The following is a 15,801-nucleotide window of genomic DNA, read 5'->3' on the forward strand; positions in this document are numbered from 1 at the left end:
CTGCTTATTTCCCCGCTTGAAATATGCTCCAGTTGCTGGACAGCTCTAGACTGAATTGGTCAATATTGAGGTTAAAGCGAGCAGATTTACCAATTAACTGGGTGTTGTCCCATTGTTGGTGAGACACCAAGGCGATAACATTGTCGCCTGATCGAAATAGCTCACTGGGTATAGCAATCTTTAACGGATTATACTGCCAATCTTGGCTATTGAGTGCCTTTCCGTTGATGTAAATATGCTTGATTTGATTTGCCTTTCCGACACTTAAACTCACCACTTCTGGGTCAATTGCGAAGTGCACGTGCTTTCGAGCGATCAGAGTTTCACCTGTAGCAGCCCCTTCCATAGACGCTAGATTCATGAGCGGCCACTGGGAATCATCAAACTGAGGTTGCAGCCATTCACTCTTCACAGGCGTAGAAGTTGAAGGCGGAGTTGAACGTGAAGTTGAAGGTGAAGGTAGCACAGGTTTGGCTTCTTCTTTGTCCATAGCGACGGATTGAAGTGGCTCTACTGGGCGCTTGGGTTTGTTCGCCAATGCCCCATCTGACACGGTTGCAGCGGGTTCGCCCGTGGTACTAGCATTATCCAGAGACACTTTTTCAATCCCCTGAGTTGACGCTTTATCTGCAGTAGCTCTTGGATTAGCTCTTAAAATAACGTTGTTTTTCGCGTCTGCCTTGGCCACGCCAACGTCTGGCTTAACAGGTGTGACTTTCTTCACATCTGCATGACCAATAATAATACCGTTTACGGTCTTAAAGTGTGTGCTATCAGTAACAGTCAACTTAAATGGGCCGCCAGCTTTCTGTCCTGGCATAGTCACATGCCACAGACCATTGCTGCCTGCTTGCACCCTGGCCATCGTGTAGGTTTCTTGTTCTTTAATCAGCTTTATATCAACGGTTCGCCCTGGTTCGGCAAGGCCACCAACGTTAATTTTTTCACCGGGTTGAAGTAACATATTATCGCTTAAGCGGGTGGATAGAATAATGTCCCCCTTTGGATTTCGCATACTAGGCTCAGCATTACCCACGTAAATATCATGCAGATACTGGGTCTGTTCACCGTCGCTAATAAGGAACTGATAAGGCCCCCCAGGAGGTTGCTGAGCAAGTGATACTTGCCACTGCCCTTGGGTGTTTATGTGCGCTCTGGCCATAGTAACCGTCGTGCCGTCTTTGAGCAGTTTAACATCGACTGTGCCACCTTCAGGCCCCAGACCTTTCAGAGCAATGGCTTTGTAAGCAGGTACACTTTCGCCAACGATTAGTTGTGCCGTTAACTGGGTAGATAATTGAGCAGTTAATCTTGCTGTCGACGCTTCGCTAACGCGTTGCGCGGCCTGAGCTGCTGTGGTCACAGTCGCGATCAACAAAACCGCAGCAAACGCCTTTAAGCGACCGCTAACTAAAAATTTGATCTCCCGCAGGCTGATCATGCTTTTCACTCCTCTTGAGCGTGTAGCCAAGCAGATACACTCGGCATTCCATTTAAGGTTGTTAAGTAGATATTGTGTGTATTGACCGAGCATAGAATGAACATCGACGGGGTGCTTACACGCACTAAATAGCGCGTAGCGACTAACGAATGTCAGAATACGATCCCCTAAGCAACTATCCGTCGCTGTCTGTTATTCGTTAGCTGGTTTTCAATAGGAAGGGCTTTAGCAAATTTCACGCCGAGAATTAGTCGCAGGGCCTGATATAGTAAGTACACGGCGCCTCGCCGCGCGATATGGACCTGAGCGAGCGCTTTGTTAAGAGAGTGCAATGCCCGTAAGTGCGCCATGGTTGCACTTCACTTTCATTTCAGATTGCTTCTTTTCAAGTCACTTCTTTTCAGATCGCTTCTTTTCAAATCAATTCTTTTCAGATCATACAGCCGTTTGGATCTGCTGAATGATTTTGCGTAACGTGGGCTGAGTGACGTCTAGCAGCTTGGCTTTATGTTGCTGACTCAAATCTTGCTGTAACACCAGTTGCTGCAATGAAGATTCAATTACTGGCCACGAAGCACTGTGCGGCTTATGCTCAAGTATCTCGGTAAAAATTCGACTGCATAGCAGAGTTAACTCAGCGAGATCGAGATGATCAAAATCCTGTTTGTTCAGCTTGGCATAGCGCCGCCTGATGGTCGATTCTGATTGATCAAGCTGCAAAGCGACCTGGTATAAACTGCCCCACTTTACTACGCACTGATTCAACCACTGCTTTTCCAACCAACCACTGATTGAGAACAGTTGATTTTGTTGACATGCAAAGGCAATTGTTTGTGTTAGCAGCGCCGAAATCTGCTCTAATGTCACGCTATCAGGTTTAGTCCCTGCGGTGAGTAAATCTGGCATCTGAGCAGATGAATTGGCACTGCTTTTTAACGAGACGTCGTCTCCCTGTTCCTGCAAGATTAAATGCTCAGGCTCCACATATGCACCGGCGCAAAGTATGACCGCACGCATCATACAATTACGTAACTCTCGCACGTTACCCGGCCATGTATATGCGCTCAGCTTGTCTATGGCTGTGGCAGAAAAATCCAAAATATCTTTGTGGTATTGCCGGCTAAACTTACGCAAAAAATGCCGACACAAGAGCAGAGGATCATCCCCTCTGTCGTTCAATGCTGGCAAGTTAAGGGTGAATACATTAATACGGTAATAAAGATCTGCTCTAAAGCGGCCTTGTGCTACTTCGTCTGGCAAATTTCGATTTGTGGCCAATACTAAGCGCACGTCAACCTTTCTGACACGTTGGTCACCTACCGCAACAAAGGTTTTTTCCTGAACAAAACGCAGTAATTTTGATTGGATGTCCAGCGGTAGTTCACCCACTTCATCCAAGAAAAGAGTACCGCCATCTGCTTGGGCAATCTTGCCTGGTTGGTCAGTTGTTGCCCCAGTGAAGGCACCTTTTCTATGACCAAATAGCTCACTTTCAATTAAATGCTCGACTATGGTGGAGCAATCGACCGTGATAAACGGCTTATCAGGGTGCAGGCTGTGATTATGCAACTGCTGAGCAATGACCTCTTTTCCTGTTCCAGACTCCCCAATGATTAGCACAGACGCGTCAGTGGGAGCGACTAGTTGTACTTGCTGCATTAAGGTACGCATTGCTGCTGATTCAAACAGCAATTCATGCTCTGGGGATGGATCTTTGTCTGCTACAACGCGGCGATTCTCATCTTGTTCAAGTAGCATAATACGGTCAATAGCAGCCGCTAAGTTAGGAGTGACTTGCGCTAACTGCTCAGCGCATTTGTGTGCGTTTTCCTTTCCATTTGGCGTCCAGCAAACCACTAAAAAGCCCAAGCATTGGGCTCTGGTTTCCAATGGGATAACAGCGCATTGAAATTCAGATAAATCTGTTATTGATTGCGCTAAACGCTCATGCGTAGAAGAATTCGTTATATTACTATTTACCCACTGGTGTATTCGCTGAACCTCGATGTCCGCAATGGCTGCGCTATGAGATAAACATGACAAGGCTTCACCTTGTTGGATATACAGACCAGCAAACATGCTCTGTAATCCGCTGGCCAGTAATTGACAGACTTGGGATGAAAAATCTTTTAAAGAATGGGTATTACCAATAAGGCGAATAATATCCCACTGCAAGTTCATCAATCTGAAATCATCGCTGGGTGCTTGTGAGAACTTACCGCTCATACGGTCAAGATTGGCTAAAATATTAGCGTCAAACTGTGGTTGCCAACTGACAAGTTTACCGCCCCCTATGCTACGCGCAGCTTGTAGCGCTGCGTTCGCTCGACGAAATAATTCCAGCGGTGACTGTTCTCCTAACTGCTCTTCTGAATCTAACGACGCTAAGCCTAGGCTAAATTCTAGTTTCAGCTTTTTACTTGTAAATGACATAGAGCGCAGGCTCTGTAACATCCTCGTGGCGAGGATCTGGCCCTGCTTTTCGTTTGTTTCAGGTAAATGCGCGGCAAACACAGCCCCACTGTAACGACTGGCAAAATCATTGCCTCTCAATACAGCCGAAATAGACTGCATCACTTCTTTGAGCACCTCGTCGCCAATTTCACGCCCATGAACACGATTAAGCTCTGCAAATTCGTCAGGATTAATCAGCAGCAAGGTGACAGGGGTACTTTGCTCACTCAACTGAGCAACCCATTCTTGGCTTTGCCACTGAGCCACTTCGCGCAAAATGAGCAAGGTTTCATCATTGGGTAACGGCCCGACAAACCCATCTACCATCAATACGGTTTTGTCTAATTGAATGGGAAATGGCGGTAGACGCGTCATGGAATGCGTAAGCCCTAAGTCAGACAATATATGCTGCAGGCGCTTTTTCGCTGTAGAAGAGGGAATATGCAAGCTGCTAAGCCAATTTTGCCCTATCGCTGATAACCCTTTGGTTCCCAGCATAGACAACAACTCAGGGTTAATATCTTTAATTTCCCCACTGGCATTTAAGGTTAACGACAGATCTCCTAAACAATCTGACAATAGGTTTAGTTTATGCTCAACATACACTTTATCTTGGCTAATGCTGGCTTGTTGTCTCAACAGTGAAAGCATCATCGCTAATACACCGCTTGCTCGCCAATCAACGAATATATGCCCAGGAACGGGCTGAGTATCTTGCAAGGCTGCGGTGTCAGCGGTTAGCCAATAAACGTCTTGCTCGAGCAGTTCGTATTTGTCAGTTAATGCGATTGCATGCTCTTCACTATCACATGCCACTAACAAAGGTGCTGATTGATCACTCTTAATCGCGTTGACGGCTAGGCTAAGTGGCGCAATATCAAACATAAATTCAGTATTGGCAGTGTGCTTTTTTAGCTCTCGAATATGTATTGTATTTGGTTTATCCACGAACAATTGGATACGCTCAAATTCATCTGCTAGCTGGACGAAGGCGGGAGACATTTTCATCATAATTCTGACATCAGATACGTAAAGTCTTGGCTAAGCAAAGGACCAATATAATCTGCCGCTACAGGCCTAGAAAATAGATAGCCTTGTAACAGTAAATTACTGGTGTTTTTGAGGATGGTAATTTGACTGCAGTACTCTATACCTTCGGCGATAACCCCGAGTGTTAAGCTCTCAGCCAGCGCCAAAATGGCTTCCACTATCGCCACATCATCTGGGGCCGAATTTACATCACACATAAAAGAGCGATCTATTTTGAGAATATCGATTGGAAAACGCTTGAGATAACTCAACGAAGAGTACCCTGTCCCAAAATCGTCTACGGCAAGCGAAACCCCAAGGGATTTAAGCTCAACCAGACGGGCGATGTTTTCCTCGGCGTCACTCATGATCACCGACTCTGTCAACTCCAATTCTAATAACGAGGGAGGAAGCTGACTCTGGGCTAAAACCTTAGCAACCGTTTGGGTAAAATCGAGCTGCCTAAATTGATGCGCAGATACATTGATGGCCATACGCACTGAGTGACCTGAATCTAACCATTGCTTGGCTTGATAGCACCCTTGCTCAAGCACGAGTCTTCCCAGTTCATTGATAAGGCCTGTTTCTTCAGCAATAGGAATAAACTCATCAGGAGGAATAATCCCTCCCTTTAACGGTAACCAACGAACAAGCGCCTCAACCCCAACAATGCGCCCCGTTTTGGCACACACTTGTGGCTGATAAAAGGGTACGATTTCGTTACTTTTTAGTGCTTGTCGAAGATCTTGCTCTAATTGCAGGCGTGCCGCGGCTTTAGAGTTCATGGAGTCTTGGTAAAATTTGTAACAGCAGCGGCCAGATTGCTTGGCAAAATACATAGCAGTATCAGCATTTTTTAGCAGTGTTTCAGCATCTTCACCGTCATTAGGAAATGTCGAAATGCCAATACTGGGGGTTACCACCACTTCGTATTGCTCTAACTGGAATGGTGTACTGAAACTACGAATAACCCGCTCCGCCACCAGCATGGCTTCATTTGGATCATTCAAACGGCTAAGGAAAATAGTGAATTCGTCACCACCAAAGCTAGATAATTGAGGGGCTTCCTTGTTTTTTTCAGCGGCGACGCGCGCAAATGTATCACTGTCTCGTAAATTAGCTTGTAAGCGATGTGCGACCTTGCGTAACAGCTTGTCACCATAGCTGTGACCCATGGTATCGTTAATTCGCTTAAAGCGGTCTAAATCTATAAACAGCATCGCGGCTTGATACTTGTTGCGCTTGGCCATAGCTAAAAAGCGCTTTAAATCTTGCATCAAATATTGACGATTGGGCAACCCTGTCAACGAGTCATAAAACGCTAGCTGATGCAATTCTTGTTGTTGAGTGACTAAATCAGCGAACGCTTGACTAGCGCGTAAAATATACTTAACTCGCTCTCCCAAAATGGGCCATTTAATCGGTTTGGCGATAAAGTCTGTGGCGCCTACCGCATAGGATTTATGGATTGAATCAATATCATCTGAGCCCGTCACCATAATGATGGGGATGTGCTTACCATTTTTATGCGTACGAATATATTCACAGACGTCAAAACCGTTCATTTCAGGCATGGAAACATCTAGCAACAGCAAGGCAGGATTATGCTCTTCAAATTGCTCTATCGCGCGTTTACCATTTTCAGCTTCTAGTACTTCAATGGTGTCACTGGCGAGTGTTTCCCTCATTAAGATCCGTGCAGTGAGATCATCGTCACTGACTAGAATCTTAACCTTTCCTTCAATCGACATGTCTGAACGTCTCCAATTTTTCGCAGCTGATGATAAAAGTCGCTTGAATACGCTGAGCTAACGAAAGCACTTCCTGTACTTCATTATTCTTTACTTTGCTCTCTAACTCCCTACACAATTCGTATAAGGCCTTCGCGCCAGAGTTACCGGACATCGATTTAAGTGCATGGGCGATTTCCTCGGTAACGGCTAGATCTAACGGCGCTGTTTGTGAAAGTTGGGCCAATTGCTCAACCAGTTTTTCCGCCTCTTGGGTAAAGGCATCAAGTACTTTCGCAAACACCGGGTTACCGGTATCTCGAGAAATATTGAGTAACGTATCCACAGTCGACATGTCTAACAGCGCGAGTTGCTCTTGGCTCTCATCAGTCTCTTTAAGTGCATCGTGAGGTGGCTCTTCATCTGTGATTAGCCCATCTTTAGCAACAGGCGTTTCCAAGAAGCGCGATAAGGTTTGCTCTAATTCTTGCAACGAATAAGGTTTAGACATGACATCGTTCATGCCGGAGTCCAAGCACTGTTGCCTCAGGTTATCGCCCATGCCTGCGGTCAGCGCTATAATAGGAATATTCGGCCAATTCTGGCGAATAGCTTTAGTCGCAGCGTAACCATCCATGACGGGCATTTGACAGTCCATCAACACCAAATCAGGTTGTTGCAAGTTCACTTGCTCTACTGCTTCGGCACCATTGTCAGCTAACCAGGCTTCACACCCCAATAGCCCGAGCATACTTTTGGCGACTTCTTGATTGGTCAAACTGTCTTCTGCCACTAAAATATTGGCAGAAAAATGCTGATGATTGCGATGTTCGTCATCAGCTCGACTCGACGGGATGTTTTCAATGCCCAGCGCTCTATTTAAACTCTTATACAAGCCTCTAAAATGCACCGGAAGAGGCAAAACATTGCGCGTGTCGTTCTCCTGCCATTGGGAAGTCGGCACCAGACAAATCCAATTATCCAAAGGAATGCCCGCTTCTTGGATAGACGACTGGTATTCACCTTGGCTGATCCATAAGCCCTGTTTGGCGGAGGCAAGTTCAGATTTAACCCGTTGCACGTGCACCAAGTTGATATCTAATTTACTGAGCATGGTTTCTATCGCATGCCCCAACCCACCGTTTAAATTAACTAAGTACACAGTCGGACAGGCTAATATTGGCGCAGGTTGGATCAATGAGGTGTCCGAAAGCGGTAAATCAATCTTAACACTGAAGCGACTGCCCTCCCCAATGTTGGATTGCACGCCTATTTGCCCCCCCATAAGCACAGTAAGCTGCTTACAGATAGCCAAGCCTAGACCTGTCCCGCCGTATTTACGTGTGGTTGACGCATCTGCTTGCGTGAACATTTCGAAGACCTTTTGCTGGCGATCTGGTGCCATACCAATGCCGGTATCCTGTACGCAAAATACGAATCCGCTGTACTTGTTGTTACCCTCATGTTCAGTATCATGACAGGCGACTCGCCTGATACTGACATTGACTTCTCCACGCTCAGTAAATTTGATCGCATTACTGGTTAGATTGGCGATGATCTGGCGCAGGCGAGCAGGATCGCCGTAGACCTGCGGCAAAGGCTCAGGGGATAAAATGGCGTTAATGTTGAGACCTTTGTTGTACGCAGCCTCACTAAATAGATCGCACACTTCCTCTATCAGTGCTTCTAGGTCAACAGGCACTGACTCCAGCGTCGCTTTACCCGCCTCCAATTTTGAAAAGTCCAAAATGTTATTAAGTAAATCCAACAATAGCCTGCCAGATCGGTACACCAGCTGGGCAAAGTGCTGCTGTTTTGGTTTCAGATCTGAGCTTAATAAGACCTCGGTCATACCTAAGACGCCATTCATTGGAGTACGAATTTCGTGGCTCATAATAGCTAAAAAGTCACTTTTCTCTTTACTGGCTTGTTCAGCGAGTCTACGGGCTTTTTCGGTCTCTACTACTGCTTGCTCAAGCTGGCTATTAGCATGACTTAATTCCTTGGTACGCTCGGCAACTTTTTCTTCCAACTCTATGAGTTGTTGCAGTTCCTTTTGCCGTTTTCTACGATATCGCCATATAACGTTGAGGATAATTAGCAGCGCTATCAAGCAATATAAACTGTAAGCCCAAAGGGTTTTCCATGGCGGAGGCAACACAGATATGGGCAATTCAACCCCTTGGGTATTCCACAAGCCTTGGTTGTTGCTCGCCTGTACTTTTAAAACGTATTCACCTGGGGGCAAATTAGTAAAGGTAGCCAAGCGTCTGTGCTCCAGTTCAATCCAACTAGGATCAAGTCCCTCTAGTTTGTATCTATATTGGTTTAGGCCAGGCGCGTTATAATCTAAAGCAGCAAATTCAAACGAGATGAAATAATCTGTGTAATCCAACTCCAGATTTTGTAGACGCTGGTAAGGGACATCGAACCACACTTGCTCATTGAGCTTTTTAATGCGCACCAATACCACAGGCGGCACGACATCGTTGTCTTTTATATCATCAGGGTGAAAACGCACAACGCCTTCATTGCCACCGAAATACATTACGCCTTGACTGTCTTTGAACCCCGCGCCGAAATTAAACTCGCTATTTTTGAGCCCTTGTGAGGTGTCGAAATGGCGAACCTTGCCGCTTTCTGGATTCAACCGCGTTAAACCCGCCGTGCTGCTCAGCCATAAGTTGTCATTTTTATCATTCAAAATAGCGTAAATATGACTACTGGGTAGCCCACTGAAACCGTCGAAACGAGTAAAGTGATTTCGTAATTGTCCAATATCACTCGCAGACCACTTGTTTAAGCCGCCGCCTTGAGTACCGACCCAAAGTTGTGCTTTTGAATCCTGGTAAAAAGCCCACGCCATAGGTGCAGATAGACTATCGAAGTCGTTCGGTTGATGCTCTATATGATCAAAATTCAGCGATACCGGATCAAGCATATTAATGCCCGCAACCGTGCCGACCACTATGGTTCCATCAAGAAGTTGGTAGATAGCGAGCACACGATCGCTATTGAGGCTGCGTGGGTCATTTTCGTCGTAGCGATAGTGCACAAATTCTTCACTGCCTGCCGCCAAGTAATTAAGCCCGCCGCCGAATGTCCCGACCCAAATATTGCCGGCACTGTCAGGAAAGACACTGGTGACACCATTAAAACTCAGGCTTTTCGGATTTTGAGGATCATGCACATAATAATCAATGTGCTGAGTATCGACATTGAGACGCCCCAGTCCACCACCTCGGGTACCAAACCACAGCATGTTGTTATCACCACGCACTGTCATCACTCTGGCATCACGTAATGCAGGGGTGCTGTCTTTATTAATAACATCTTGCACTTCGCCTTGGGCGTTTAATCGCGATAAGCCACCATAAGTCGCCACCCAAATAGCACGCTCCCCTTTTGATGACTGCGTTTCCGCAAATCCCAGTACAACATTATTGGCCAAGCCCTTAGTAATATGCTCAAAGGGCACTTCTATATTTTTGGTGATCCCGTTGAATGTTCCAAACCACATTAACCCAGAAGGATCTTGCAATATCGACAGCACTTTATTGTCGTTCAATCCGTTTTCTGTGGTGTAGGTAGTAAACATGTTACGCCCGTTCCACAAGCTTGCACCGGACTCAGTACCCAACCACACTCGCTGACGTTGATCCTGATAAATACTATGTACTAGATTTGCCGCAAGGCTACCTGCCTGCTCGTTTTCATGTTGCCAAGTGGTAAACCTAGTGCGCTGAGGGTCCAACATACTTACCCCTGCATCGTGACTGGCTATCCACAAGCGTTGCTGAACATCAATGAAAACTTGCGTTAATTTGTCACTGAACAGTGGTTCGTTTGAGCCTGCATGAATACGCGTCAGCGTTCTGTTTTTTTTATCTAATTTGAGTAGGCCATTGCCGTCGGTCGCCAACCAAATACAGTTGCCATCTTCCACTAGCGACATGACCGCGGCGTCTTTGTCCAACTCAGGCAACAGAGCACGGGTGTCAAAATGTTCAAATGTCATATCTTGGGGATTGAACCGACTAAAGTTACCGTCGCGATAACCTATCCAGATGTAATTTTCTGCGTCGTGATAAAGAGATTGCTGTCTGTTTGATAATGGTGACTGGCCAGAGTCTTTAGCATCTTGCCAGACGGTGAAGGTCTGCTTGGCTGAATCAAAAAGATTCAGTCCCCCACCATCAGTCGCAATCCATAGTCTTTTTTGCTCATCTTCTAATATTGCGCGTACATTATCTGAACCGAGGGAGTTCGGTTGCCGCGGATCGTGTACAAAACTAAGGAGCTGATAACCATCGTACCGACTGAGGCCTTCTTGCGTGACGATCCACAGGTATCCGGTACTGTCCTGATAAATCTGGCGTACGGTTTTTTGCGATAATTCTTTGTTTAATTCAGCGGACGTAAAACTGAAATTAGGGCTTTCAGAAGCGTGAATACCCATAGCGAACGTGAAGAAAAATAGAACGCCAAATACCTTACTCATGACCATATGCGTGCAGTGACTTATTATTTTTTAAAAAACAGACTACCCCATCGCTGTAGAATTGCCAACAGATACAGCAGCTTGGCAACCTCTCATGGCGCCATAATCCGCAGTTATCCCTCCAATTAAGCTCAAGAAGTACGCTTTAAGCAGAAATAAAAGAATGTTGCATTTTTAATTATTGAAAATAGAAAAGCCCCTTATCGCTATGAACCTAGGCTCAAAGTGATAAGAGGCTTACCGCATACCTCTAGGAAATTAGGTCGTTATTCTTGCAGCATGAAGTTTTCTTGGTTCATGTGTGCTTCTTCCCACATGAAGGCTTCTTCCCACATGAAAGCTTCTTCCCACATGAAGGCTTCTTCCCACATGAAAGCTTCTTCCCACATGAAAGCTTCTTCCCACATGAAGGCTTCTTCCCACATGAAAGCTTCTTCCCACATGAAGGCTTCTTCCCACATGAAAGCTTCTTCCCACATGAAGGCTTCTTCCCAAACTTCAAACTCAAACCCTTGAATGTAGTAGTTGCCGTTTTCATCTTTTCGAGCTGCGCCCATATAATGTTGGTCGCCACTAATATCGGCCGCTATGTCCATGCCATTATTCGCACAACCTGATTCATTGGAATCTACGGCTTTTATTGCATTAACACTGCCTGAGCCCTGTTGAAATGGGCTGTAAGCCAGTTTGCCATTCACTTGAGCCATAGTCGTACTGGTCATCAAGCGACATTTCACATCGTTCGCACTGAGACTTGGATCGTCTTGTAACATTAACGCGACTACGCCACTGACCACACCTGAAGCTTGTGACGTACCGGACATGATAAAGCGGTCTTTACCAACCATATACTGAGGGTATTTAGCAGGCACATACATGTCTTCGTTCGCTAAGCTAAACATATGGCCGCCAGGTGCCACCATATCAGGCTTTATAAAGGCCTCGTGAGTTGGGCCCTGAGATGAGAACGAAAGCAAGGTGTCATCATTTGCATTGTCCTGAGTGTAATTATCGCTGATTGCCCCCACGCTTATTACGTAAGGTACGTTTGCAGGTACGCCAATGGTCATTGCACTTGGGCCTGTATTGCCCGCTGATGTCACCACAATGACGTCTTTTTCCCATAATGCCATTACCGCTTGGTTAATGGGATCATCCCAGTAATTTGAACGAGGCGGCGCACCAAAGGAAAGGTTTACTACCCTTATATTTAACGCTTCATGGTTATCAGCTATGTACTGTAGGCCGCGTAATGCGTCTAAGTAAGTACTATGACCGTCTTCGTAAAAGGCTTTTACGACCACTAGGTTTGCGTCCGGTGCAACACCTTGATAATAACTGCGCATTTGGCCGTCTACGACCGCACGGTCACTATTGGCAATGATGCCTGTAATGTGAGTTCCGTGGCTGTTTTCATCAGTAAGATTACTCACGTTCAGTTCCGTATCTTCTAAAGCATCATATGCCGCTTTAATACGTGTATTATTCGCCGTGTCATTCCCTAACGCGCTATGCGCAGCCCATAGGCCGCTGTCGATAACAGCAACGGTAACGTCTTTACCTGTAATGCCACGATCATGTAGTTCGTCAGCACCAATGTTATTCACATAATAACTGTTGCTATCACCTTCATTTGCTTGGGTGTCGTACCCCTTCACTAGGCTGCGATCACAACCCTCTTTGAATTGAACATCCAAAGAAAAATCACGTTGTTGGTAATTTTTCACGCCTTTTTTGGCAAAAGATACTTCAACCGTTACGCCTTCGAACGAATCTAGTTTGGCAAAACGTTTGAGTCGCTTAATATCAATCGACAGTTCACCAGTCTTCTTGCTGTACAAGCGCCAGTAAACAGTGGCACCGTTCACTTTTACAGAATAGATATGTCCCAGCTCTTCAGGCCATTTGAAAGACATGCTTTGCATGTTAGCTTCCATGTCACGGGCGTTATACAAGTTCCAGCGAATACTTCTATTGGTTAGCTCTGCTACGTGACTTCCATATACTAAACAGTGATCCAATGCGCTGGATGTATAAACGGCTTCGTTCTTTTTGATAGTAATAATGTCAGTCAACTGATTCAGCAAAACTAGCTGTGCGTCACTTACCCGAACGCCAATCCCGTTTATGAGGGGCAATTCATGTGTTATCACGCCGCCAAGCGTATTAATCACTTCAGTTAAGATACTGATTTCAGCCCCCTGAATAATCACTTCATTATTCAGACCCACTAAACTATTAACGGTTTTAACTAATTGTGAAGTTCCGAGTGAACCTGGCTCAACAGTAGATTTGATGTCGTTAACTAAGCTGCTAACTTTTAAGCCCGCTGTTGCGAAAGCGCTAAAGCACACCATTCCCGCTAGCAGTACTGCTCGCTGCTTATTAAATTTTGGTTTCATTATATTTTCCTTTTCAAATCCACTCGCCGAGTTCGAAGTAAATTCAGTTAGCACTATCGCTCTAACGGTAAAAAGCAAGCAGCATGCCAATTTGCAAAGCACTGATTTTGAAATGATTTATTTTAATATGAAAATAACGAACGGACCAAAATGAAATTATTGAATGAATAAAATGATAGCAATTAGACTTTTGGTTGCATTCATTTATTTCAATTTATTATTTATAAGCGATACATAGGAGAGCTAAAACCTGACAATGAGACGAGTTCGAACACTGTTTGCGACTATAAAAGAAAATTTGAAAAATCGATTGAGAGTGGAAAGTTGCGAACTAAGTGGATTGTCAGAGCAGTACAAGTGGCAATCCCAAGATAAATCTACGTTTGTTGGCATTGGGTAAGTTTTCGCCTTTTCGGTTATGCAAGTTCAACTGGGCATTGAATATCCAAAACATGACACTGCTAACCGACTTGCTTACATCAGATTTTCCTTATTAGGCTATTTTTTATGATGCAGAGCCAGAAACGCACTACATTTACTGACGTCCATTGGCATGCCGAGTAAATACCCTTGTAGCCTATCTAATTCGAACTTTTGGCATAGGCTTACTTGATTCTGTGTTTCTATCCCCTCAGCAACCACAATGAAATCCAATTTTTTAAGCATCAGTGCTAACGCTTCAAAAACTCTTAAGCGTTTATCTGTGATTTGCATAGTGGCTTGCATACTCTTATCTAATTTAACAATGTCAATGGGGTAATCCATCAAGTGCGCGACCGACGAGAACCCCATACCAAAATCATCTAGCGCAATTTTGAAACCATTTTCAGACAAGATATTCAAAGAGTGCGTTACCTTACTGTTATCTTTAATCAATGCGGTTTCAGTTATCTCTAATATGATGTTATTTGCTAACACGTTTTGCGCTTCAAGCGTGCGCTGAAACTCGCTCAGTAGCCCATCATTTTGCAACTGTACCGGGGAGATATTAATCGACAGGGTCAAGTTTTCATCAAACCGTTGATGCCAGGTCGAAAGCTGTGCGATTGCGGTTTCAATGACCCATCGTCCAATTTGATCAATTAATTTACTTTGTTCTGCCACGGGAATAAACACATCTGGCGTGTAGCATATTTCTGCTTCTGGCCAGCGAATCAGTGCCTCAAAGCCTAGGAGTTTGTCACTTTTAGCACAGAAAATAGGTTGGTAGAATAACCTGAACGAGTCATTTTCGAGCACATTCGTCAAGGCATTATGAATAATATACCGTTGGTTAAATTCTATTTGGTAATGAGGCTCATAAAACCTAATGCCGTTTTTGCCATCTTGCTTAGCGCGATACATAGCAATATCTGCACATTTCAACAGTGCTTGAGAATCACCTGAATCCACTGGGCATAGCGCTACACCTATGCTAACGCCGCATACAAATTCTTTTCCTTGAATATTAAAGGGCTGCTTAAATGAATTGAGCACACGATTGCTAATGTTGTTTACATCCTCGACACGAGCGATGTCCCCCAGAATAATGGCGAACTCATCTCCTCCTAGGCGTGCGAACCCTTCATTATTGCGCAAACAACTGCGTATTCTCTTTACAGACTGCTTAAGCACACTGTCACCGGCTTCGTGTCCCATGGTGTCATTCACGTGCTTAAAGTTGTCCAAGTCCAATGCTAAAAGGGCAACATTGCTGCCGTCTCGTTTATTGCTAGCAATCATCACTTTTAAGGTTTCTTCAAAATGGTAGCGATTTGACAGGCCTGTTAAGGGGTCCATTTCAGCCATTTTTTTCACTTCTAAATAACTCATGTGCATGCGCTGCTCGATTTCGAAGCGCTTATTAGCATGCAAAATCGCACGCTCTAACTTGGCTAACGTGATCTCATTTTTAGAAATATAATCTTGAGCACCCGCTTCGATACATTGCAGCGCCAAAGCGGGATCGTCTGAGGCACTTATCATAACGACCGCAGTATTACCCATATCTGGCTTGGCATGCATATCAGTGACCATTTCAATGCCATCCACCTCCGGCATACGACAATCAAGTAAGATGACATCAAATTGATTGCCATCAAGTAGCTCAAGCCCTTCTGCAACAGAACTAGCCTCTTGCACTTCATGATAGGTATCACCCGACGCGCTAAGCGTTCTTCTTACAACACGCCTGTCAACAGCATCATCGTCAACAATGAGTACCTTCATACGCCACCCCCAATGGATGCATAGCGTCTTACGTTA

General features: G+C 45.1%; 6 protein-coding genes. All 6 read right to left on the reverse strand.

Annotation, left to right across the window (positions count from 1 at the left end; translation table 11 throughout):
- Positions 1-4: 4 nt before the first annotated feature.
- The 6 genes from PATL_RS18145 to PATL_RS18175 all read right to left on the reverse strand — a co-directional run bounded on the left by PATL_RS18145 (position 5) and on the right by PATL_RS18175 (position 15,765).
- Entirely contained in the window at positions 5-1,441 is a 1,437-nt protein-coding gene (locus PATL_RS18145; protein WP_011576269.1) for a hemoblobin-interacting domain-containing protein, read from the reverse strand.
- A 435-nt stretch (positions 1,442-1,876) separates the two neighbouring features.
- Positions 1,877-4,906 carry a sigma 54-interacting transcriptional regulator gene (locus PATL_RS18155; RefSeq protein WP_011576270.1) on the reverse strand — a complete coding sequence of 1,010 codons (3,030 nt, stop codon included), beginning with the start codon at positions 4,904-4,906 and terminating at the stop codon, positions 1,877-1,879.
- Positions 4,903-6,675 carry a two-component system response regulator gene (locus tag PATL_RS18160; RefSeq protein WP_011576271.1) on the reverse strand — a complete coding sequence of 591 codons (1,773 nt, stop codon included), beginning with the start codon at positions 6,673-6,675 and terminating at the stop codon, positions 4,903-4,905. Before PATL_RS18160 ends, PATL_RS18155 begins: the two co-directional genes overlap by 4 nt.
- Positions 6,665-11,161: a hybrid sensor histidine kinase/response regulator gene (locus PATL_RS18165; RefSeq protein WP_011576272.1), complete on the reverse strand. Its 4,497-nt coding sequence runs from the start codon at positions 11,159-11,161 to the stop codon at positions 6,665-6,667. Before PATL_RS18165 ends, PATL_RS18160 begins: the two co-directional genes overlap by 11 nt.
- 260 nt (positions 11,162-11,421) lie before the next feature.
- A complete protein-coding gene (locus PATL_RS18170) occupies positions 11,422-13,557 on the reverse strand; it encodes a S8 family peptidase (RefSeq protein ID WP_011576273.1) in 2,136 nt (711 codons plus the stop codon).
- Between the two features lie 498 nt (positions 13,558-14,055).
- Positions 14,056-15,765 (reverse strand): two-component system response regulator, encoded by a 1,710-nt coding sequence (locus PATL_RS18175; RefSeq protein WP_011576274.1) that lies wholly within the window; start codon positions 15,763-15,765, stop codon positions 14,056-14,058.
- Positions 15,766-15,801 lie beyond the last annotated feature (36 nt).

Origin of the sequence: Paraglaciecola sp. T6c, from assembly GCF_000014225.1 — a bacterium.
GTDB classification, from domain to species: Bacteria; Pseudomonadota; Gammaproteobacteria; order Enterobacterales; family Alteromonadaceae; genus Paraglaciecola; species Paraglaciecola atlantica_A.

Coding starts and splice junctions, on each gene's coding strand:
- PATL_RS18145 (WP_011576269.1), bottom strand. CDS start 1,441: ATGATCAGCCTGCGGGAGATCAAATTTTTAGTTAGCGGTCGCTTAAAG.
- PATL_RS18160 (WP_011576271.1), bottom strand. CDS start 6,675: ATGTCGATTGAAGGAAAGGTTAAGATTCTAGTCAGTGACGATGATCTC.
- PATL_RS18175 (WP_011576274.1), bottom strand. CDS start 15,765: ATGAAGGTACTCATTGTTGACGATGATGCTGTTGACAGGCGTGTTGTA.
- PATL_RS18165 (WP_011576272.1), bottom strand. CDS start 11,161: ATGGTCATGAGTAAGGTATTTGGCGTTCTATTTTTCTTCACGTTCGCT.
- PATL_RS18170 (WP_011576273.1), bottom strand. CDS start 13,557: ATGAAACCAAAATTTAATAAGCAGCGAGCAGTACTGCTAGCGGGAATG.
- PATL_RS18155 (WP_011576270.1), bottom strand. CDS start 4,906: ATGATGAAAATGTCTCCCGCCTTCGTCCAGCTAGCAGATGAATTTGAG.